The organism is Gracilibacillus lacisalsi DSM 19029, from assembly GCF_000377765.1.
In the GTDB taxonomy this organism is placed as follows: Bacteria; Bacillota; Bacilli; order Bacillales; family Amphibacillaceae; genus Gracilibacillus; species Gracilibacillus lacisalsi.
Genome location: NZ_KB898666.1, coordinates 281,819 through 304,600 on the forward strand (window position 1 = coordinate 281,819; position 22,782 = coordinate 304,600).

The window sequence follows — 22,782 nt, forward strand, 5'->3', positions numbered from 1 at the left end:
GTGAAGGAGGATAATTTTACTAGAATTGAATTGCAAGTAGACTGCTAAGAAAAAGGAGATATAAGAGCTAGTACTCTTATTTCTCCTTTGAATCTTACTCCACAACATCTCTAAAAATCTAATAATCAACTATTCTTCCAACTGCTCATTCAATTCCTTGGAAAGTTCTTGTACCTTTTCTTCATCTGGAATATAGTAATATGTCTCATCAATTTCGTGCTCTACTAGATTATTTAAGTTCTCTATTAACTGCACGGTCATGTTAGTACCAGCTAAAGAAATGGATTAGGTATGAATTAATAAGATAAAAATCCTAAACCATAGTTTTTTTTACAAGCTGGATTAATAAATATAGCTGTCTCCAAGAAAATGAAAAGGCCAGTTTATATGTTTTATTCGATTATTTCAACACGTACATTTTTACGTCCCCATTGGAGTGCATCGTCTTGATTTGGAATGAACACATCAATAGCATTACCATTTATTCCACCACCAATATCCGCTGCAATGGCAACTCCGTATCCTTCCACTTCAACAATGGATCCAAGTGGAATAACACTAGGATCAACAGCGATCACTTTCGCATCAGAATATTTCTTTAAATCGAGTCCCATCTTTGTCACACCTGAACAACCGTCACAATCTGCCGTATATGCTGTACTTTCCACTGTCAATGATTTTCCGGCAGCTGAACCACGCTTACTCAAACTATCTAGTGCCGACCTTGTATTTGGTCCTGCAATTCCGTCTACGGCCAAACCTTGTTGTTTTTGAAAACTCTTCACTGCACTCACTGTACCAGAGCCATAAATCCCATCAATTTTTGAATGGTAATGACCTGCTTCCTTCAACTGGTATTGAATGTGGATAACTTGTTTACCGATATCACCATTTCGCAAAATTTGTACCGCATGGTTTGTTTCAGGACCAGCAATTCCATCAACTTTTAAGTTGCGTTTCCGCTGAAAATCCTTGACGGCTTCTTCTGTAATATTACCGTAATATCCTGTTGAGGTATGATACGGGAATACTCCTTTCGTCATCAAGTAATCTTGTAATTCAGCTACATCCGATCCTGCTGATCCATTAACTAGTATGCGATCCCCAATCGCAGCCTCTGTAATGGTTGGTGCTAAGATCATCATAAGGAAACTAGCAACCATAACAATAAATAGGTTTCTACATCTTTTTATCATAAAAAAATCCTCCCCGTTTTTTCTCTTTCATAAGAGAATTCGAGAAGAACAAGGATTTCTTGTGTGTAAAAGATAGATTCACAACGTTAGACCCTGTATCATCCATTATTTTGTAATAATGCATCCTATAAGGTCTGCCTAAAAGATAAGTATATCTCTACTATATCCCCACCTATTTTTGCTGGTTCAGCTTACTTTCGTTCGTTATCATTACCCAACTCCATCGTTTTTTCACAGTTTTTCCTCATTCTTTTCTTTGACTTGGGTTCCTGACTTTATGATAATGGATATAGGTAAGTTGTTGAATCAGAAGGGAGATTTCACAACCAACATGGAACATACTTCAATAGAAATGAAAAATATCATGCATTGGAAAACAGAAATGGTTCGATTTATGATGGCCTATAAGTTTGCTGTAGAAGAAGTTAATACAAAAATAAGTATATTGCAGCAGGAATTTCAACATATTCATGATTACAATCCAATTGAACATGTGAAAACACGCGTTAAATCACCCGAAAGTATATTTAAAAAGGTGCAAAAGAAAAAGCTGGCTTTAAATCTTCCAGTCATTCAGGAGAACATCCGTGATATTGCTGGAATTAGAATCAATTGTTCATTTGTAAGTGATATTTATCGAGTAGCAGATATGCTTACAGAACAAAAAGATATTACCTTAATAGAAAAAAAAGACTATATACAAAATCCAAAACCAAATGGATACAAAAGTCTTCACTTAATAGTACAAATACCGATTTTTATGTCAGACTGGGTAGAAAATGTGTATGCCGAAATTCAAATTAGAACGATCGCAATGGATTTCTGGGCTAGTTTGGAGCATAAAATCTACTATAAGTATAATAAATCTATTCCGAAGGCATTACGGGATGATTTAAGAGATGCTGCAATTTCGGCAAATGAGCTAGATGAACGAATGGAGAGAATTCATAAGGAAGTAAATCAACTTAAAGAAGCCGACCACCTTAATGGCAATGAGGAAAAGCCGGTAATCCTTCCTCCTGAATTTCTATCATTGTTAGCTGATAACCAGAATAAATCCTAATATATAGAGAGGGCTGCTTTATAAAGAATGATAGCAGCCTCTCATTTTGAGTTTTCAAACTTAATAATTGTGTACTCTTCCATCCCTACATTATTCCACCAATCATAGCACAGGCTAACATGTAACGAATTGATTAGATATAAAACAACTACATCGATGTGTTTTACATTCTTTTTTTATTTTTGCAGCATAATTAACAATCCCATCAACAGAATCAAATGGTCGAAATCGGTTGGTGACCACTGCAATGGAAATAGATACGAGTGGAATTTCCTCTATTTCTCCTTTTCGATTTTCAGTTTTTACATAGTCCTGTTCGCGATGTTCTTCCTTATAAAAGGATAGGATAGATTGATCGAAATTAGCAATAATCTGTTCACAAATAATTTCGAAATTCCAACTATAAAGCAAGACAACAAAGTCATCACCACCAACATGTCCGACAAATCCATTATTCTTGACAGCATTTGCTTGTAAAATGGATGCTGTCTCCTGAATCACTTTGTCACCCGCTGAAAAGCCGTAGATGTCATTATAAGCTTTGAACTGATCTAAATCTACGTAAAGCACTGCGAATTTTTCATGTGATAATAATTCTTTCAGGTGATCATTGATCATTCGATTACCTGGCAGTTTAGTAAGAGGATTCAATGATGAAGCAATTTGAGACTGGACACTAGCAAGGGTCATTAATAATGATCGAATCGAAACACTTCCGAATAATTGACCTTCTTTCGTGACGACAATGTCATCATATAATGCATTTGCACTACGATCCATTGCTTTTTCACTGACTTCTGTGATCGACGTTTGGTAATCGAAACAGAGAATTTCTTCTTTCATCAAAAGGGATACAGGTCTGTTAATATACAAATTGTAGCCATACATGGAACCGAGTTTTTGGTAGAAATCTGTTCGAGTAACCATACCTAGTGGTTGCTTATTTTCTATAATGATAATCCCATGTGTTCGATAATTATCCTTAAAAAGCTGATCAATTTCACTATTATTTATCGTTGCTTGAACGGCTATAGAGTGTTCAACAATATCACCTATATTAATTCTCATCTTGATACCCTCACAATGCTTAGCGCATATTATGACAATATATTATACTACCATCATAACGGATATACAGATGAACCGAAAGACCTATATAAGTGATTTTTAGACTTGATGAATGTGTTATCCTTTGTGAGCACTAGGTATTTTACCTTGTTGTAATGTTTTTGTAAATTTTTATCATAACTTCAAACAAAAGCAAACAGCAGATATCTTTTGATAACTGTATTTGATGATTAAATTGGTTTTCTCTGAAAATAAATATATCCACAAAGGAAAAAGACAAGAAAACCTCCTCCCACTACGGTCAATAGTTGATCCCACGGAATGAAAAATACATCATCAGTACTTCCCCCAACATACATCATCGAAAATGGTTGTGCCCATGGATAATAGGGGCCAAACCGTTCTGAATTCACCACTAAAATCGTAGGCAAAGTAAAAATGACATTCACAGCAAATGGCGCGGCAAAACTCTTGAATAAGATCGATAGCCATAACTGTAATGCAACTAATGGCATTGTCGCTACCCAGCCTCCTATAATACTCTTCCAAACGATTGTTAATGGAAATGGGTCTGTAAAACCTTTGATCGTCCCTACTGCATAAATGGCTCCTAAGTAGAGTATTTGAATAAACAGTACTAATAAAATAAGCAGCAGATATTTTGTTAGAAAAACTTTTCCTCTTGTCACAGGTAAGGCTAATAATTGTTTCCAACCACCTTCTTGATGCTCATAACGACAGATAACACTCGCTAAAACACCTGTTATTAAAGGTAAAAACAAGATCGCATAGGTGAAATTCATCATAAATAAAGGAGCATACCATTGATTCATTTGTTCTCCAACATTTAGTGAGTTCCCTGTCAATCCAATAAACAGACCAATAAGTGGACCAACAAATAAAAGCAAGGTAATTTTTGATTTGCGCAATTTAAACCATTCTGATTGTAAAATGGCTAACATTTATTTCACATCCCTTCTTTTAAAATCAAACATGCCGATAATATATAACAAACTTCCGACACCTAGTCCTAACCATACATTGATAGTCGGATCATCCCATTCGTTCATTAATGAAGGCCATTTCCAAATCATCCAGTCTGGTAAAGTGAAAGCGGAGTAAGCAAAAATGACACCGACTACACCTACCGTAATGGGAATTCCCTGATTTTTGCTGACAGTAGCAATCCATAACTGTAATGCTAGCACTGGTAATGCTGCAAAAAATGGGAAGAAACTATATTGGGATACTTCTAAAAAGGGAATCTCCTGATTAAAATCTAAGAACAATCCAAATCCTAGTGTGAAAATCATTAGTAAACAAGATGAAAGAAAAAGCATAATCGAAAGAGCGGTAAATTTCGACAAATACACAGACATTTTGGAGATCGGTAATGCCACTAGCTGTTTCCAAGCATTTGTCTCATTTTCAATACTCGCCATAAACGAAGTGAGTATCACAATTCCTAATACAATGGCAAGTGGTGTAAAGGCACTAATATTTTTTAGATAATATCCCCAATAATCGTTACTTTGCTCCAGTAAATACTCTTTTCTAACACCATAGTTGACCATCTGTAAAGCAATCACACCGACAGGACCCAATATCGTTAAAAACCACATACCTTTTCGCTTCATTTTCAACATATCTACCTTTAACAACCGCATCATCATCCAGCAAGCTCCTCCTTCGTCATTTGTAGGAAGATATCTTCTAACGACTTTTTGTCCTCTTCTACACGATATATGGAAATGCCTTGTTGCACGAGCAATTGAACTGCTTCTGCTACATGCTGATCGGTTTGATCTGATAAAAGAATATGCCCATCCTCTAACTCTGCTTTCATTCCATTGGCTAAAAGCGCTCGCCATGCTCGTTCATGCTGACTTACTTTCAATTTAATATGCTGTTGTGCAAACATACGCAGTTCTTCGATGGAATCTTGAAAAATCATTTTTCCTTTTGTAATAATCCCTACTGTTGTCGCAATTTGGTCAATCTCTGACAGAAGATGACTAGAGATTAATATAGTCATACCATATTTCTCTGGTAAACTCTTAATTAATTCTCGGATTTCGATAATCCCAGAAGGATCTAATCCATTTGTAGGTTCATCTAAAATTAACAGTTCTGGTTTATTTAATAGGGCTGATGCAATACCTAACCGTTGCTTCATTCCTAATGAAAAACCTTTTACTTTCTTATTTGCCGCATCCTGCAAACGAACAGTTTTTAAAACTTCATCAATCCTCGTTTTCGGAACGCCAACTATTTTTCTAATGGCTTCTAAGTTTTCTTTCGCAGTCAAATGCGGATAATAGGAAGGATTTTCTACTAATGATCCTACTTTTTTTAAAATATTGATGCGCTCGCTCTTCAAATCTTTTCCGAATATTGCGATGTTACCAAAAGTTGGTTTCATCAAACCTAGCAGTATTCGGATCGTTGTTGATTTACCCGCACCATTTGGTCCCAGAAAGCCATATATCTCTCCTTTAGGAATTTGAATATCTACTCCATTAACCGCAAGTTCTTTTCCAAATTTCTTTGATAGATTGTTTGTTTGAATAATATATTCCATTCTAATCACCTCACCAACTATCTTAACGAATGAAGGTTAAAGGGAAGTATAGCTGAAGTTTAAATTTTGTTTAAATTGGGCAGAAAAAAGAGGTGATCCCTTTTCATTTAGCGATCACCTCTTCACATGTTATTTTTCATCCTTTATATTTTTCTTAATTTGAATGGTCGTTCCGTCATGACTAGATTGAATCTCCCAATCTAGTTGCATCCCTTTGACCATCATGTCAACAATTGATAAACCAATTCCTGCCCCTTTTTGATTAGAGCTGTCTTTCATTCCACTGCCTCGGTCTCGTACAACGATTGCATCATAGCTATTTATTGATGCTGTTTTCAATTCTACATATCGTCCATTATTCGCATGACGTAAAACATTCTGTAATAGATTATCTATGACACGCCCTAGCCAAATGGGATCGACATGCCACACACTATCATGCAGTGGCTCTAGTTCCACATTTATTTCGAATCCTTCCTTCTCAAACACTGGATACCATGTCGCTATTCTCTCTCGGGCAAAGCGGACAATATCCACCTCTTGTCTATCCAATTTATACTTACTCGCCATCAGTAGTGTATAAGACATCAAATTCTCGATTAATTTATCAATATCTTCAACAGATGCTTCCAAGGCATGAATCGCTTGTTTAGCATCATCTGACACATTCTGTTTCGCAATTTTATATGTCTGTGCATTTATTTTGGTAAGAGGAGTTCTTAGATCATGAGATAAATTAGCAATCAGTTCACGTCTTAATTGCTCCTCCTCTTGTTCACGTACCCTACTCTTTCTTAATTCGTGCACCATTTGATTAAAGGTTTGTTCTAATTGTCCTATTTCATCTTGTTTCTTGACATCGATTTGAATCGGCAATTCGTCAACATCTCGGATTTCCATCGCTTCTTGTAACTGTAATAAGCGTTTGCGAATCCCGCGGAAGAATAGGAAAGAAATAAAGATAAAAAAGATTACTAGAAAAAGAGTTCCGATTAATAGCCAACTACCATATTGATTAAATGCCATTTGTATGGGCTTTTGAAAAACATCTCGATTAATTTCAAACACAACAAAGCCGTCCGTGTCATCTTCTCCAACAAAAGCAATCACGGTAAAGGGATTTTCTCCATATCGATCTTTTATAAATTTTGCAGTAAAAGAAGATGTCCATTCCGTTGGTAGATCATTTCGTTCTTCTGTTGCAACACGCAATGTTCCACCTTGATCAACCCAAAACATCGATGCATCAGGGTATTGATCCTTCCACTTATCAAAATTTCTTGAAATGTCCGCTTCTGTTTTTAACCTATTCGCATCTTTGTGCCAATCTTCCTCAATTTGTTCATAATCCATTTCATCTGATGTGTAACTACTTTCGATATTATCTGCCACTCCTGTTATTAATATAGCGATTAACAGATAAGCAATTTGAACAATGGAAAGTGCCAACACAATAATAAGCATATATTTAGCCAATAAAGATCGAAAAAATTTTTTCATGCTCTCACCCGATACCCTATACCACGAATCGTTTCGATAATCGTCGGTTTAGCGGGATTAACTTCTAGCTTCTCCCGTAAATAGCGAATATGAACCATTAACGTTTTATCCCCTTCCATATAGGACTCGCCCCATATGCCTTCATAGAGTTGTTCTTTTGTTAAAATTTGATTAGCGTGTTGAAGAAAATATTGAAACAAATAAAATTGCTTTCCTGTTAATTGAATCTCCTCATTCTTATGCTTATCTATAATTCTCATTTCCTTTGGATAAACTTCTAAATGCTGCATGTGCAATACTTCATGATTTTTTTGAAATCTTCTAAGCATTACCTCTATTCGTGCAACCAATTCTTCAGGATGGAATGGTTTCGTTACATAATCATCAGCAAAACTCAAACCTTCCAGTTTATCTTCAACCGCTGTTCGTGCAGACAGCATAATGACAGGTAAATCTGCATTTTCTCGTTTTAATCGTTTTCCAATCGAAAACCCATCTAAACCTGGTAACATAATATCTAAAATCGCAATATCGACCGTCGACAAATATTGATTCAATTTATCACCGGAAGTAAGCCATATGACTTCATATCCTTTTTCTCGTAAAACATCTGAAACCCAGCTACCTATTTCTGACTCATCCTCTATGTACAAAACTCGGAACATTGTTCTCCCCCTTCCTATTTTACTTTAACATATTTTAGTAATTGAATAGGAAAGAATCATGAACCTCTCCTTACGAAAGTCACTAGATTCTTGGCAAACATTCATAGAATTTGGTTACAAGTATGAGAATCTTTAATTTCCTAACTTTTCTATATAGTTTTTATGGTTAAAACAATTTGAAAATTTTGGTACTATCAAGATGCAACAAAGAAAACGCTTACAAAAATAGAGAAAGAGAGGTGTTGTTTAAGAAGCATGTAGCCTGCTTGAGGGCTGCACAGCATCATCGTTAAGACTAATTGCATTCTAACAAAAAAGGAGGAATTCGATGAAACGAAAGAGTATGAAGCTTCTTTTCGTCATGTTGGTTGGTTTTGCACTTACGATTCCTGCAGTAAATGTAAATGCGGCGGTCACTAGCAATGAAACTGGCACCCATGATGGCTACGATTATGAATTCTGGAAAGACAGTGGTGGGTCTGGAAGTATGACACTCAATAGTGGTGGTACCTTCAGTGCCGAGTGGAATAATGTTAATAACATATTATTCCGTAAAGGCAAGAAATTCGATGAAACGCAGACACACCAGGAAATCGGAAATATTTCGATAAACTATGGAGCCGACTATCAGCCAAACGGCAATTCATATTTAACGGTCTATGGATGGACGGTTGACCCGCTTGTCGAATATTACATTGTCGATAGCTGGGGCGACTGGCGTCCACCAGGAGGTACGGCCAAAGGTACCGTTACCGTTGACGGTGGCACCTATGATATCTATGAAACTACTCGTACTAACCAGCCTTCGATTATAGGGACGGCAACATTCCAGCAATATTGGAGTGTTAGGAGATCGAAACGTACAAGTGGAACGATATCTGTTAGCGAACACTTTAAAGCATGGGAAAACTTAGGAATGCAAATGGGTAACATGTATGAAGTTGCGCTGACGGTAGAAGGCTATCAAAGTAGTGGTTATGCTGATGTGTATAGTAATACGCTTACTATCGGTGGAAACTCTGGTGGTGATGGCGGAGATGGCAGCCCTACAAGAGTGGAAGCGGAAGATATGACGAAAAGCGGTCAGTATACCGGAAATATTAGTTCACCATTCAACGGAGTTGCTTTATATGCCAACAATGATTCAGTAAAATATACACAGTATTTTGCCAACGGAACCCATAGTTTCTCACTCCGTGGTGCCTCCAATAATTCCAACATGGCCAGAGTCGATTTAAAAATAGGTGGAGAGACAAAGGGTACGTTCTACTTTGGTGGAAGCTATCCAGCTGTCTATACAATAGATAATGTCAGCCATGGAACTGGAAATCAAGAGATTGAGCTCGTTGTAACATCTGATGACGATACGTGGGATGCTTATATTGATTATTTAGAGATACACTAAAAGCATAGTAGTAGAAATTCGAGACCCCAGTGATAACTTTCTTCGCTGGGGTTTTCTCAATTAAAATGGAATATTAATCCTTAATCAAAGATCAAAGAAGCATGACTCTTTGTAAAACATCTAGTAGCAAAAATTATCGCCAAAATGTCGCACAATTTGCTTTGTCCCAAATATTAAAATCAATGATTTTTGCCAATAGTTCATAATCTACTTCACGATTCCACGGGATACGAATAATCTCTTTTGTATAATCATAACCAGCTTGTTTAATGTCTGCTTCCACATGTTGAAGCGCCACATGTTCAGGGGCAACTGCTAAATGTTTTTTTGATACACTAAATCCAATGATAAAGGTACCGTGATCCGTAAACATCGGTTGATTCCACTTGATTTCTGTTTCTAGTTGTGGATATTTATCAGTAATCCAGTTGAATATTTGTTCCGTTCTTCCCCTGTGTGCTTCATGATCTATTTCTTGTAAAAATTCACTGAAAGCCCCTATGTTATGACTTTCTTTATCATATGAAGTTTTTTCTCCTAACACTTTTTGAAGTTCTTCTACTTTATATGCCCAACCATATCTTGCACCGTTATATGCTTGTCCTTTTGCTTCAAATCCAGTGTGGTCAAGATGTAAATGTGTTGTTTCACCGTCTTTAGTTAATGTCCACGTTACGATCGTATCAATTGGTCCACCTACCCATGTATAAGATAAAGTATACGGTTCATCTACAACTAACACTTCACAATCCACTACTAAATCAATTTCTTTATTCCAAAATTGACACTTATGTCCCACGATTGGTTTAAAGTTATTTTCCATCACCCATTGTGCAAGTGTATCGGAATTAGTTAATGCTTTCCAAACTTTGTTAATGGGGCTTTCAAATTGAAAATCTAACGATAAATCTGCCATTCATTCTTCCTCCTCTAATATTTTATTTAACAATTCCATTATTTTTTGTTCATTAAATTGATCAACGGCATAGGGATAATCACTAATCATTTAACCCTTTTCCATCAAGAATTTTCTCTATATATTTTTCAATCCTCGCCACTCGTGTTTGAGATTTTTTTGCTTTAGAAAAGTACAGTATATAAGCTCTTTGTCTTCCTGGTGTCAATGATTCAAATACATTTTTCAATGCAGGCATTTCATCAAACTTCTTTTGTAATTCTTCAGGAACTGTCAATTCGGTCTTTTTTACAGAATTTACTTCCAAGCCTGCTTTCTCCACTTCAATCGCTTTCTGAAGATATGCTTTTAACGTAGATTCCATTGCATGAATATCTTGAGTGTTGGTGAATCGAAGCTGTCGTTGTGCGTGTGAGTTTTCACCAGGTTTGACAAGAATACCTTGAGAATCATTTAACAAAACACCTTTAAAAAACATAAGTGCACAGTAATCTTTAAACCCTTGTATGATCACTACATTACTTTTCTCAAACGTATAACACGGTTTGTTCCACTTTATTTCTTCTTTCATATCACATTCCAGTATTATTTTTCTTAATATCTCATATTCTTCTTTCCACTTTTTGGATTTACCTATGTATTCATCAACCTGAGGATTCAGGTTACTACCTTCCATAAAGAACACCCCTCTTAAAGAATCTGTTGTGTACAATAAAAGCCATTTTCTTTTTCCGAATCTGTTGATGCATGCTGCACTTTTTGGATTGAACTTTCATACTAACGTTTAACATCTATTAATCCTCTAAAATATCTTTGAGCATTGCTGCTCGTTCATTCCAGAACTTTTCATAAAAGGACAGCCAATCTTTTACCTCTTGTAAAGGTTCGGCATTCAGTCGATACTTTGTTTCCCTGCCTGCTTTACGGTTTGTTACTAAATTTGCTTCTCTCAGAATCATCAAATGTTTCGATACCGCGGTACGCCCCATTTGAAAATGAGGAGTTAATTCATGTAATGGTAACTCATCTGAATCTGCCAATAAACGTATTATTTTACGCCTTGTTGGATCAGCAATGGCTACAAAAACATCACGTTTTTCATCTGTTTTTTTCAAAACGTTACCTCCTAATACGTTACCAAATGGTGTCGTTTTATTGTACGACACCAAATAGTGTCATGTCAATTGTTTCTCTATGTTTACTTATTAAACAATACGTGTCTATTTTTTACTTTAATCTATCTCTTACTCTTCTTTTTATAATGCCCAAAAGACACCTGATCTTGATCCGGTTTTAAGAGACGAAAAATACTCGAAAGATAAATAAAAAAGAGCATAAGAAAAAGGTGCTTTTCTCTCATGCTCTTCATCGATATATAGAGTTTTTACCTGCTTTTATTCCGTTAATTTCAGTGTAAATTCCAGTTGAACTTTGTCGATTCCTACTCATTTTTCTCTCACCATTATCTCTGCCAGTTGTATTGTTAGGTATGCCAGACGGCCAGGTAACTGTGGAGCTGGTCAAATTCCATACGCCATCAGATGAAAAATGTATTATCATATAGACAAGTTTTTTATAGTTTATTACATTCTAGATTACTCAAAAGATCTTTTCCTATTTCATTAAATTGCCATTATCGAAGGAAACGCTTAAATTGCTGTAAAAATGAAATCAAGAGACAGGAACATACATACACCAATGAAGATCTTCGTTTCCATCTACATTGGAAGCAGAATGAATGCGGAAATGATTGGTATGACTTTGTTCGTCATTTATCGAAATGAAACTAACCTTCTTCTGTTATATGCTGTGCTGGTCCCATAAGTTTTGAAACATCTTGCTTTGCCGTTTTAGATTGATAAGAAGTTGATTAAGAATTGGGTCCTCTGGGTAACGATCATAATTACCCCGCCAGGACTGCTACTGAGTAGGTAGAAAATTCGCTCCAGTTTTGAATACGATCCCGAACACCTGATTCTAAGAAAAGAAGTTGCAGAAGATACCGGTCTTCGGGGGAACAAGAGGGAAATGGAAAAATTATCCTTTCCGTCTCTTGATTCCAAAAAATAACCTTAGACCGCTGATCAGTAATGAAGGATGGAAATGGCAACTTGTCTACCATGGCTTGCAATGAATCATCATATTGTTTTTCAATTGGCAGAGAAAATGTTTCATTGTACCTACAGTTTTTAGAAAGTAAAGTATGAAAACTTTTTAATCATATATGAATCGAAAATTAAGTTTTTTCATACAGAAAAAAGACCGAAAGAAAAAAGAAACTCTTTAATCTCATGGTCTTCTATTCAAAACATTGATACACACAGCTTTTTCGTTAACTATTCAATTCAATTTCATTTCTCTCTCCCACCTCTCTTCCCACTGCAATGCAGGAAAAAGATTAGTTTAGTTAAAAAAAGATCGATAAATAATAGACTTTTTCAAAAAAATCTATATATACTTATTGTGTTGGAGCACCAGGCGGATAATAATAAGGTGGAACCTTAATCCAACCTCGTTTACGCATTAAAGTTTTTAGCGTTGTACCAAGCATTACCCACTCGGAATAAAATTGGATCCACATCATTCCAACATCATTACGAATAGCGTCAGCTTGGCCTTTTGCACATGTTTTCAAACAGGTAACTAGCTTAAAAGCAATACCATTTGTGATTTCATCATCTGATAACTTTACACCTAAAGGTATCGCTTCTGGATTAGAATTCGGTTTAGCGGACACGACATCTGGTAAAGGTATTCCTTCTTTTTTCATAAATTCATTCAACCTTTTTACGTGTGATTTACATGTTTTAATCACATCATTAAGTAATTCCATTACTTCATCATCTGAAGTGGTATTTAAACCAATTTCTTCATAACGAATAAATTCTTCAACCAAAGTTAAATACTTCCAAATATCCCCAACTTCTATTACATGAAGAGGAGATTTTGGTTCGTTCGTATTGTCAATTGAAGTTTTTAGCACATTCCAGACAGTCTCAAATGGGTTAGGCATTTTTTCACCTCCTTAATCTAATTTTCTCAAGAAATAAGAAGGTATGTATTATTTATTAAAATATCCTACGCTTTAGTACAAGATGCGACTATTCTTTTTGGACAATCGCCACCCATTAATTGAAGCAATTATATAGTTTTTTATTCATGTTAGAGACCTTGTTTATATTTTCTGTATTCATTTAAGGATGAAGTTCGGGAATCATGTGTAATATTTGGGATGAGCTTATATAGCATGAGGAAAATCGTTCTTCAATCGCTCCGCTTGTACAATTGTACCGAATGGGTCATTTTCACTAACTACAATAACGGTAGGTGTCGTTATTTTCTTGTATTTTGCACTTAGTTCTTTCGAAGTAACAGAAAAGGTGTCCCCCGATTAATCTCTTTCCCTCCCTCAATCCCATACCACACCTAACTCCAACCTACTTTTACAGAATATGGTGCAAAATTAATGTCTTTCCGTAAAACAGCCGATTTTGACCCAATTCACTAGATGCGAAATTTGTCGAACGGTAACTTTGTTTTTCCTTAACAGAGAAAAAACTGAATGAAGATAGAAAAAAGAACAGAAGAAAAAGGATACCCTTAACTTCTGCTCTAAACCTTTATATATCAAGTTTTATCCGATGCTGAACCATTACATTATCACTTCATTTTTGTCTCAAACCTTCTTCAAAAGTCTCTCTCAAATGCTCTTTCCTCTCCCATTCACGGAAAGAGATTAAGACTTCTGGAAAAAGATTAATTGTGGGTGACAACACATGTATTTTTAAAAGTAAGTTATGCGCTAAAACCTTCATCAAACCCTCATTTTCTCGATGGTAAAAATTCACATTTCAAAAGTAAGTTATGCGCTGAATTAGGCCACTTGCTCTAAAAAAATTTAAAAGTAAGTTGTGCGCTAAAGAGCAGCTTAATTTAATTTTATTATGAAATTTAAAATGTAAAAGGGCTTAGATTTTCTTCTAGGCCCTTTCTATTCTTCCCGCTATTTTAGAATAGGTGTCAATTTCCCTTCAATAATTTCGGGGTAATATTTAGAAGATATTTCATAACGTATTTCCTTAGGAACACCTCTAAATATGACTATTGATGGAAAGTACACATTTGTTTTCTGTTTTATATATGATTGCTTGTAACAAATGACGTCATAACCTTCTTCTTGAAAAGAATCATAACAAAATATATCATCAATCAAGTTCCAATAATCTTCCTTATCTGATTGTATCTTTTCTTCATATGATTGATTAAAATTGTATAAGGAAACGTCTGGTGGAGTAACATGTTCAGGTCCTGTTGACAAATCATCATATTCCTTTACAGCAAGAGACTTTTTGGGTTTGAAAAATATTTCTAATATTTGAGTTGCATGTTCTAGGATATTATCATCTGGTAATGGTACTTGTCTTCCTATACTTAAATACCCACCTTCTACAAACAACTTTATATCTACATCTTCATCATAACTATTTCCTGAATTGGTTAAACATAAATCTAGATAGTACAATGAATCGAGTTCAGAAAAATAATAATCCCATTGTCTATACTCTTTTATTTTAGAATATACTTCTTTTAGCAATGAAAATTTTTCTTTTTCATCATCAGACCCAATTAAATTATACGAAGGACCTGTACCAAATGGCAGACCACCAAGAAATGACTCTTGTTTTTTAAGTTCTCCTAAATCAAAAAACATTTCATCATTTATATGAATATTAAATTCTTCAGCATATGTATTTATTTCATTTACCAGTTCTTCTTGTAAAAAAACCTTTTTACTAGTAAATATTTCTGAACTATTTTTGAATTGATTTTGTAGATCTGATCGAATTGATTCTAGTTTGGCTCTCGATTCTGTGACCTCATCTGTTTTTTTATTTGATACAGGAAACTTTGACTTTATTTCAGTAAATTTCTGGTTATGAAGATCAATTTCATTTATTTGTTTAAATATCTGGTTAATATCCGTTTCTAGATTTACCATAAACTTTGAATGTATATAATCAGTTTTATAAAGTATTGGATTTTCAGAAATTTTCCCTTGCCTAACACCTTTAATGAAAAGTTCACTGTTGTTAGAAAAAGTTTTTCCGTTACTTTCAGTAAGTATGTTTACAAAATGTAGAGATAGATGATTAAGAAAGAACTTCTTGAATTCTGTCAAATCTGAATATGTTGCATAAATACCTTTATCCTCGTATCGCTTTCTAAAATCCAGTATTTTATTATGTTGTTCTGGATCAAAATTGCTAGGGTTGATTTGGCGATCACTAAAATAAAGAAAAACTTGCTTACCACTGTTTATTAACTCTTCAATCTCTTCTTCAGTCCCAGACCCATAATTATCAGTAGGGGTTCCAAACCTAGTCCAAAACACCGCAACTGCTGCATCACAATCTAGAACAAATTGTTTGTTCAATAAATTTTGCGGTTTTTCTCCAGATTGCGGATAGGAATCCTTCGACCAATGTTTTGAGACTATTGAAATATTATTAGCTGAACCATACATACGATTAAAATCATTAACTGTCTCTTTTATAATTTCTAGTTCCTCTATAACATCTGAAGGACAAGATATTAGAAGATCATACTGAGTTACATTACGAGGCATCATCTTCCCCCTAAACTTTAAATTTAAAATTTATAAATAATTTTATCACACTTTTAAATTTTCTACCGACTCTTAAACTATAAATTACATATAAGGTATTTGTATTTCTTCTGAATGGTATTTCTTACGTATCTTCCGAAATTTACCTATATATTCTATTGTACTTGAGTAATAACGAAGTTCAGATTTCATATAATCTAAATATGCAAACTGAGATTTCATTCTAAAAGATATCTCTTTCCCCTTATACTGGTTAATCAATAGCCTCCAAAATTTTTTTCTCAAATATTCTTTAAACATGGCATCCCTTTTCCGAATAAACTTTATATCAAGTTTGTTATTTTCCAAATTTAAAATTGTATTTTTAAGCCATTCAATATCATTTCTATAGAGCCATGTATATGTAGGTAATGCCGTATATTTTAACTCTAAATAATGTTTCTTAGGGTTATTATGGATCAATTGAATCCACTTCTCCCTATAAAATTGATAATCCCTTTCGTTCGTTTTTTCAATAATACCATATACTTTTTGGTGGAGAGAAAATTCAACAGTAATAATTTCAATTTGTAGCTTTTGTGCTATTGATTTTATTGATATGTTATTTTGATATATATGTTTATATAAATACTGCAACAACTTGTCATTGTAATAACTATATTTTGATCCTTGCAACATCACATCATCATCCCCAAAAATTCCGTCAAACTGCAATCCACATTTACAATGATAAGAAATCGTACCAATATTCCTTCTTCTAAGTCCATACTCTGACAACATATAAAACTTTAACAGTGGTTTTTCCGAACAATAATGATTTTCACATGTAGATATATGTTTTAAACTATCTAATGGCATGTTCACAAATTCCTTAATATTACCTACTAGAAAAATAATTAAGAGCAAGCGTTCCATATAATGCAAATAGTTTAGATGAACATTCTCATATAACTCGTTAGCAAATTGGGTTGGATTAAAACCAATGACTTGTAAGAAGTTTAAACCGTAAAAACTGATAAACCGATCTACTAATTCCAGCTTTTTAATCGAACCATAACGATCTAATAGTCCCATGTCTTTTAATAAAATGATTATATTTAATCTACTTTTATGATATAAATCATAATTTTCATTTGATAATTTTTTACTTTCTTGCGCAAGTAATAACAAATAAAATAATGACTTCTTAGTTACTTTGTTATGTTGAGATGAAGATCGGATACAATTATATTCAGTTGCAACAATAAGGGCTTTCGTCGTTAATAATACTGAACTCTCAGCTAGTAGGATTTTATGCTTCGGGCAGACGAAAACCGTAGGAATTTGAAATAGAGATCTCCAATAGGTCTCTCCATACATTTCATAATCCTCTTCCATACACTCTGGACAGAATTTAAAATAATCTGTGCGATTTACTAAATCCATTCCTTTAGAAAATACTTTGTTATGTTTTTTTTCTCCGAACAATAATTTTGAATAAGTATTTTCTACTTCAAAACGAGGGTGAAAATTACTATAATAATAAAATAAAGTGTGTTTCTTAATTACCTCTGGCAATGATAAATAATAGAATATGTCCAGTTCGTTAAGTATCTTTTTTAAATTATAAGGAATGGATTTTCCAAGCGTACTCATTCTTGTATTAAATAAATCATACAAAAAATTCATCTCATTAGTTTCTAATGATTGAGCAAAGTACCTAGAGAGAACACTGTAGAATAATTCCCCAGGATAGGGTTTAGGAAAATTACTAAGCATTAAATCATCCCCTAAATATTATAAAATTAAATCATCTGTAACAGATTTTATAATTCCTGCTCCAATTAGCGAATCTCTAGCTGAAAGTTGTTTTTTTCTACCTTTTTCCACTATGTCATGTAATTTATTTGTCGACGCACTCTTATCTAATTTCATAACTTTCTTTTGTTTTTGTTCTTCCCATTCATCAATTTTTTTCATTGCTATGAAAACCGCATTCTTTGCATTAATATTAGAATTCTGTTGAATAACTACCTTTGCAGCTTTCTCGGCTAGTTCTTCTTCAATGTCTAAAGAGAGAAGCGTCATAATAACTTTTTCTAATATGGAGATTTCTTTTTTTGCTCTTTTTTTAGCTTGTATTTCTTTTTCCATTTGTATTTTTTCCCGCATATCTATCGCTGGCATTCTCGAAGACAAGAATTCTTCTAAATCTAATGGTGTTATGTCTTCATATTTTGCAATTTCCTCTTTTTTACCCGACTCCAGTGCTTTTAAAAACGGAATGATAAGTTTCAAATGTTCTTTTTTAACATAACGAATCACATCAAAAGTTAATTCCTCAATACCAGCTTCAATCGCATAAGATTGACCAAGGAAGTATAACTTAACTGCAATATCTGTTATTCCCTGACTTTCCTTATATAAGAAATTCATCCATTCTTCATTTAATGTAGTGTTTTCTTTAGTCCATTGATAATCCCACATAGCAGTCATAAGCACTTTCCAATTATCATCATTTTTCATTTGTTCCCATACCATATCTCCATGACCACTACTTCTACGAGCCTGTCGAAAATCTTTTTGTAAAATGGTTTTTGCTTTCATTGTCCCTATCAACATAATTGGAATTCCTATCTCGTTTATCATCGTTACAAAAAAATTCATTACTTCATCAGATTCACTTTTTTTATGCACTAATAAATGTTGAATTTCATCTATAACTAAAGCACCTATACAATGTAACCTTGCAACTTGTCCCATCCTTACAACCATGGAACTATTCGAATTTCTCTTATTTCCATACTTTTCAAAATAGTTAGTTCCGATTAATTGATCAATTTTCAAAAAGAAGTCCATGCATAATGTTTTTATTGATCCATCATGTGGAGAGTTAAGTTTTAACCATGTGATCTGAAATAAACTTAATGGATATTTATGCACAACAACTTGTGGATACAAAGATAAGACTCTTTCTACTGCAGAAGTTTTCCCAATTCCAGAGAACCCCATTAGCGTAAAGCTCGATGAAGTAGTTCTAATATCTGGCGATAAACCCAGATCATATTTATTAATTAGTCTATCTTTTAACTCATTCAATACAAGCGTATGCTGCTTATCATTTGGATTTCTATTAACATACCCATATCGTAAAAAACGAGAAAATTTAAGTTCTAATTCAATTGTTTTGTTGGTGGGCTGATAAAATCGTGATAACCTTAATAATGCATGGTATCGATGATGGATCGATAAATTTCGTTCTTTTGAATTGTATTCAGGTAGATAGCTTAACTGTTCATAGGATTCTTCGAATGATAAAATGGGGGGTAAAGCCTCAATTAATGGATTATTTTTAAAGTCCAGAATTTCTTGAGGCGTATAAATGGCATAGGGTACTTGTTTACCGTTAGGAAGTTGAACTGAAGTTTCATCATTCTTCATTTTTCTTCATCCTTTGTTTAGAGAAAAGGTCCATTATTGAATATGATTGATTATGTATGCTGTTCTTATTAATTGGATCTAATTCATTTTTTGGGAATTCAACATGTTTACTGGTATTTTTCAATTCGATTTTTTCATCTAAATACCTTTCATTCTGCTCTTTTGATCTTTTGGTTTTTAATTGAGAAATTTTATTACTTTTACTTATGTTCGAATCATGTTCTGCTTTCTTTCTAGTTTCGGCTTCCTTCACTATTTCCTCTACTTGTGTATAAAGATTCAGTTTGTTCGTTAATTTATTGTGTTTTAAGCTATCTTTTGTTTCCGCTTCGTGATCCATTAATTGATCTATTTCATTAAGAGACTTATTTAGAAACTTTTCTTGGTGGGGTAGAAGGGTACACATTTTATATGGTGATTCAGTTCCTTTTACATGTAAATAAATGACATCCATATTCCTTGGATCATAGGAAAATTTCATTTTCCACTTCTTTTTTCTAGCCTTTACAAACCAATCTTCTTCAATAGCGATATCACATGAATATAACATTATTTTATACCGAATCCCCTGAGCTGTTACAGTAGCCATATCCGTTGGTAGTAAATGAAAGTCCACTAAGTTTTTGTTTGCTTTCTGAAGCCCACCATTTATTTTTATACCCCAATTCCATAACTCTATTGGAATTGGTCGGACATTATCTTCAATCATATCAACATTCCTATTATAATCTGACATATAATGATTGTGATTATAGTAAAGTATAAAATAAACAATCACTTTTACATAATCATCTAGTGTTAGCGTTGCTTTATGTCTAAAATCTATGGAACCCCTTTTACCTGAATCTTTATGTATATATCCTGGTAGTAGCGGTCGCAATAGGTCATGCGAAGAATGAAATAATTGTTCCACAATTCCTTTCCAATCAGGGCGATATGGGGGGTTATTATGAATTTCTATACCTAATCCTTCCACTAAAGAATCCGCAAATTTACTTTCTAATTCTCCTCTATCACCAATAATTGCATTAGGAAGCCCTATTACTGGCCAATCACCTTCAGCAAAACTGATTCCAAGTCTATTACAATATTCTCCTTTATCACTAAATGCATTTTGTAAAGCCGTTGCCATGCTTATCCATGAAGGATTATTTAAACTGATATAAAATCCTGTAATCATCCTACTAAAAACATCTATGACAAAATAAAGTGTTGGTTTTCCCACCATCCAGTTTGTATTAAATCTGTTTAACAAGAAAATATCAGCAGGTGTTGCATCAATTTGATATAGTGAACCTGGACCGAGTGCGTCATGTTCTGTTGATCCTAATAATTTTCTATAGTTCCTTTCAAACGCGGTTTCTCCTTCACGCTTTTTTACCACTACATCTAATTGGTATAGCTTCTGAAACCAATAATAAAATTGATAATAACTTGGAATATTTTCTTCATCTTGCAAAACTAATTTTCTCTTGTTTTCTGTATACACATATCCCTTCTTAAAATAATCTTTGATCATCATGTCATAAGCAAATTGCAAAGAAGGTTTTGTTCTAGACAAATAATATTTATTGATACATATTTTAAAGATTTCTTTCAACTCTTCTGAAACATTAATTCCCCCACCTTTTTTTCTAGGACGACCAGCTTTACGTTTAAATTGATAATCACCATAATTTCCACAGTTTACATAGTCAGGCAAAAGACTATCAACTACCATTCCACGTTGCCAATATTTGCGTAAATACTTCATAATAGTATTGGCAGAAACATTCTTTTGAGCAACTACTTCTCGGATTAATTTTCCACGTCTTTGTCTAAGATAAATATCCGGTTCTTTATGTACAATATCCTTAATTGATTCCCATGCTCTATTCCTAAATTGAACGTCCTGTTCTTTTATATCATACTTTACTAATCGATTAGACAAAAGGTTGTCTTCAATGTAGATAGAGTCCCCATTTGCTAAGTCATCTTCAACCTCATTTAGTTTAAGTTTGATAGGAAGAGCTTTCTCTACTTGAGTATCAATAATATAACCCAACTTCAATTGCCTATCCAACCATAAAATTCGGAAAGTCTCTTCAGTGTGAACGTTTTGAATTACATCATTTACTACTAGCATTGAAATAATCGATCCCTTCTTTTTGATGGTTAATAGAAAGATCATGTATTGTCCGTTTTCGCAAATCAAGCTTTTCATTCATATTTATTGAGACAACTTTATTTGCTAATAAGTATCTAAAATAATTCACGCCTGTTCCGGCATTGAGTATATAATCTTCCTCAAATGCTGTAATTAAATCAAAAATAGAAACAATTTGATTCTTATTATATGTATCGTTTAGATATTTTAAAAAGGTATTGGCTAGTTCTACTTGTTCTTTTTCTATAATACGAAATGGGTGTATCCATTGAATGTTCCTAGTCAAATTAGATGGTAGATCTCTCTCTGTTACTATCAACCAATTTATTTCTTGTTGCTTCCAATATTCACGCTCTATTTCCAACTTGTCTAATACATCATTATCTTCTAGATGTTCCGATGGTTTAATAGAAATTGCTTCCGATTGTACTTGATTGTTTCTTCTAATAGTAATAACAACATCTGTTGTCACTGGGATAAAAGTATTGTTCTTATTATCCTTTATATGCTTTATTCCCTTATTTTCCGCGATCTCTAATGTTTTCGTCCTATTTAAAGGGAACTGTTCTCTTACATCTAAAACAGCCTCACTCCACTCCAGTAAATAAAAATAATTTCTTTCAATATTCGAAAAGAAGTGGTGGTTTCTACCGGTTTTCCAACCTTTAATTCTACTGCTATTCCCACGGCTAGGCACATCATGTATAGTTAACCATGGTTTATAACTGCCTAACTCTCCACTACCTCTGCCTTCTTTAATGTACTTAGCTATTTTATTTTCCGTCCAACCATATTTTCTTTTTCCCATATTTTCACCTTTTAATATTATTTTGTGAAGCATTTTTACACTTGCTAATATAATGAAAATGGATAAAATATATCTTGGGCTTTTAACTTGCCATGATTATATCGTTATACGGATATTAATTCAAGTTAGAGATTAACATTAAATACGAGAGGGAGAATACACGTGACTATAGGAGCAAGATTTAAAGAACTTCGGCTAAAAAATAATCTCAAACAAACAGATTTTTCACATATGATTGGTGTTTCACAAGGTACTTTAAGTGATATTGAAAAAGGAAGATCAAAACCATCAATCGATACAGTAATTGCAGTAAGTAAACAATTCCGGATTAGTACGGATTGGCTATTAAAAGGTAAATAAATTTCTATAGAAAGGATTATCTCCAGCT

The 22,782-nt window shown here is 33.8% G+C and carries 21 protein-coding genes and 1 pseudogene; 3 read left to right on the forward strand and 19 right to left on the reverse strand.

All coding sequences use genetic code 11. The features are described 5' to 3' along the window. Positions 1-129: 129 nt before the first annotated feature. A complete protein-coding gene (locus D569_RS25020; protein ID WP_018932268.1) occupies positions 130-261 on the reverse strand; it encodes a hypothetical protein in 132 nt (43 codons plus the stop codon). Between the two features lie 131 nt (positions 262-392). Then, entirely contained in the window at positions 393-1,196 is an 804-nt protein-coding gene (locus tag D569_RS0109925; RefSeq protein ID WP_018932269.1) for a peptidoglycan-binding protein, read from the reverse strand. Between the two features lie 331 nt (positions 1,197-1,527). Here D569_RS0109925 and D569_RS0109930 point away from each other — a divergent pair, with 331 nt between their 5' ends. After that, positions 1,528-2,259 (forward strand): GTP pyrophosphokinase, encoded by a 732-nt coding sequence (locus tag D569_RS0109930; protein WP_018932270.1) that lies wholly within the window; start codon positions 1,528-1,530, stop codon positions 2,257-2,259. A 114-nt stretch (positions 2,260-2,373) separates the two neighbouring features. Here D569_RS0109930 and D569_RS0109935 read toward each other — a convergent pair whose 3' ends face one another. The 6 genes from D569_RS0109935 to D569_RS0109960 all read right to left on the reverse strand — a co-directional run bounded on the left by D569_RS0109935 (position 2,374) and on the right by D569_RS0109960 (position 8,073). Further along, positions 2,374-3,327: a GGDEF domain-containing protein gene (locus D569_RS0109935; RefSeq protein WP_018932271.1), complete on the reverse strand. Its 954-nt coding sequence runs from the start codon at positions 3,325-3,327 to the stop codon at positions 2,374-2,376. Between the two features lie 230 nt (positions 3,328-3,557). Beyond that, on the reverse strand, positions 3,558-4,289 hold the full coding sequence (locus D569_RS0109940; RefSeq protein WP_018932272.1) for an ABC transporter permease: 732 nt from the start codon (positions 4,287-4,289) through the stop codon (positions 3,558-3,560). Then, a complete protein-coding gene (locus D569_RS0109945; RefSeq protein WP_018932273.1) occupies positions 4,290-5,000 on the reverse strand; it encodes an ABC transporter permease in 711 nt (236 codons plus the stop codon). Beyond that, a complete protein-coding gene (locus D569_RS0109950; RefSeq protein WP_018932274.1) occupies positions 4,997-5,908 on the reverse strand; it encodes an ABC transporter ATP-binding protein in 912 nt (303 codons plus the stop codon). The genes D569_RS0109945 and D569_RS0109950 overlap by 4 nt, the downstream gene beginning before the upstream one ends. A 129-nt stretch (positions 5,909-6,037) precedes the next feature. Then, positions 6,038-7,408 (reverse strand): sensor histidine kinase, encoded by a 1,371-nt coding sequence (locus D569_RS0109955; RefSeq protein WP_018932275.1) that lies wholly within the window; start codon positions 7,406-7,408, stop codon positions 6,038-6,040. Next, positions 7,405-8,073 (reverse strand): response regulator transcription factor, encoded by a 669-nt coding sequence (locus tag D569_RS0109960; protein WP_018932276.1) that lies wholly within the window; start codon positions 8,071-8,073, stop codon positions 7,405-7,407. The genes D569_RS0109955 and D569_RS0109960 overlap by 4 nt, the downstream gene beginning before the upstream one ends. A 328-nt stretch (positions 8,074-8,401) precedes the next feature. Between D569_RS0109960 and D569_RS0109965 the strand changes: the two genes are divergently transcribed. Beyond that, complete coding sequence (locus tag D569_RS0109965; RefSeq protein WP_018932277.1) at positions 8,402-9,478, forward strand: glycoside hydrolase family 11 protein; 1,077 nt, start codon at positions 8,402-8,404, stop codon at positions 9,476-9,478. A gap of 133 nt (positions 9,479-9,611) precedes the next feature. On the opposite strand, the gene D569_RS0109970 is transcribed toward D569_RS0109965, so the two are convergent. From D569_RS0109970 to D569_RS0110030, 11 genes and pseudogenes are all read right to left on the reverse strand, one after another. Next, a complete protein-coding gene (locus tag D569_RS0109970) occupies positions 9,612-9,980 on the reverse strand; it encodes an iron chaperone (RefSeq protein ID WP_026287286.1) in 369 nt (122 codons plus the stop codon). Between the two features lie 48 nt (positions 9,981-10,028). Then, positions 10,029-10,394 (reverse strand): annotated as a pseudogene (locus D569_RS25025) (SRPBCC family protein); the annotation flags it as partial. A gap of 82 nt (positions 10,395-10,476) precedes the next feature. Further along, positions 10,477-11,070: a YdeI/OmpD-associated family protein gene (locus D569_RS0109985; RefSeq protein ID WP_018932280.1), complete on the reverse strand. Its 594-nt coding sequence runs from the start codon at positions 11,068-11,070 to the stop codon at positions 10,477-10,479. A gap of 118 nt (positions 11,071-11,188) precedes the next feature. After that, positions 11,189-11,509: an ArsR/SmtB family transcription factor gene (locus D569_RS0109995; protein ID WP_018932282.1), complete on the reverse strand. Its 321-nt coding sequence runs from the start codon at positions 11,507-11,509 to the stop codon at positions 11,189-11,191. Positions 11,510-12,297: 788 nt separating this feature from the next. Beyond that, complete coding sequence (locus D569_RS25130; protein ID WP_169336440.1) at positions 12,298-12,525, reverse strand: MmyB family transcriptional regulator; 228 nt, start codon at positions 12,523-12,525, stop codon at positions 12,298-12,300. A 327-nt stretch (positions 12,526-12,852) separates the two neighbouring features. Continuing rightward, positions 12,853-13,407, reverse strand: a complete 555-nt coding sequence (locus tag D569_RS0110000) for a DUF3231 family protein (protein ID WP_018932283.1) — start codon at positions 13,405-13,407, stop codon at positions 12,853-12,855. 990 nt (positions 13,408-14,397) lie between these two features. Continuing rightward, entirely contained in the window at positions 14,398-16,020 is a 1,623-nt protein-coding gene (locus D569_RS24735) for a hypothetical protein (protein ID WP_018932285.1), read from the reverse strand. An 84-nt stretch (positions 16,021-16,104) separates the two neighbouring features. Continuing rightward, the gene (locus tag D569_RS0110015) at positions 16,105-17,778 is read right to left on the reverse strand and encodes a TnsD family Tn7-like transposition protein (RefSeq protein ID WP_018932286.1); all 1,674 of its coding nucleotides are present in this window, start codon (positions 17,776-17,778) and stop codon (positions 16,105-16,107) included. An 18-nt stretch (positions 17,779-17,796) separates the two neighbouring features. Further along, complete coding sequence (locus D569_RS0110020) at positions 17,797-19,440, reverse strand: ATP-binding protein (RefSeq protein WP_018932287.1); 1,644 nt, start codon at positions 19,438-19,440, stop codon at positions 17,797-17,799. Further along, positions 19,430-21,565: a DDE-type integrase/transposase/recombinase gene (locus D569_RS0110025; RefSeq protein ID WP_018932288.1), complete on the reverse strand. Its 2,136-nt coding sequence runs from the start codon at positions 21,563-21,565 to the stop codon at positions 19,430-19,432. The genes D569_RS0110020 and D569_RS0110025 overlap by 11 nt, the downstream gene beginning before the upstream one ends. After that, a complete protein-coding gene (locus D569_RS0110030) occupies positions 21,549-22,394 on the reverse strand; it encodes a heteromeric transposase endonuclease subunit TnsA (protein ID WP_018932289.1) in 846 nt (281 codons plus the stop codon). The genes D569_RS0110025 and D569_RS0110030 overlap by 17 nt, the downstream gene beginning before the upstream one ends. Positions 22,395-22,556: 162 nt before the next feature. Here D569_RS0110030 and D569_RS22775 point away from each other — a divergent pair, with 162 nt between their 5' ends. Continuing rightward, positions 22,557-22,754 (forward strand): helix-turn-helix domain-containing protein, encoded by a 198-nt coding sequence (locus tag D569_RS22775; protein WP_018932290.1) that lies wholly within the window; start codon positions 22,557-22,559, stop codon positions 22,752-22,754. The last annotated feature ends 28 nt before the right edge of the window (positions 22,755-22,782 follow it).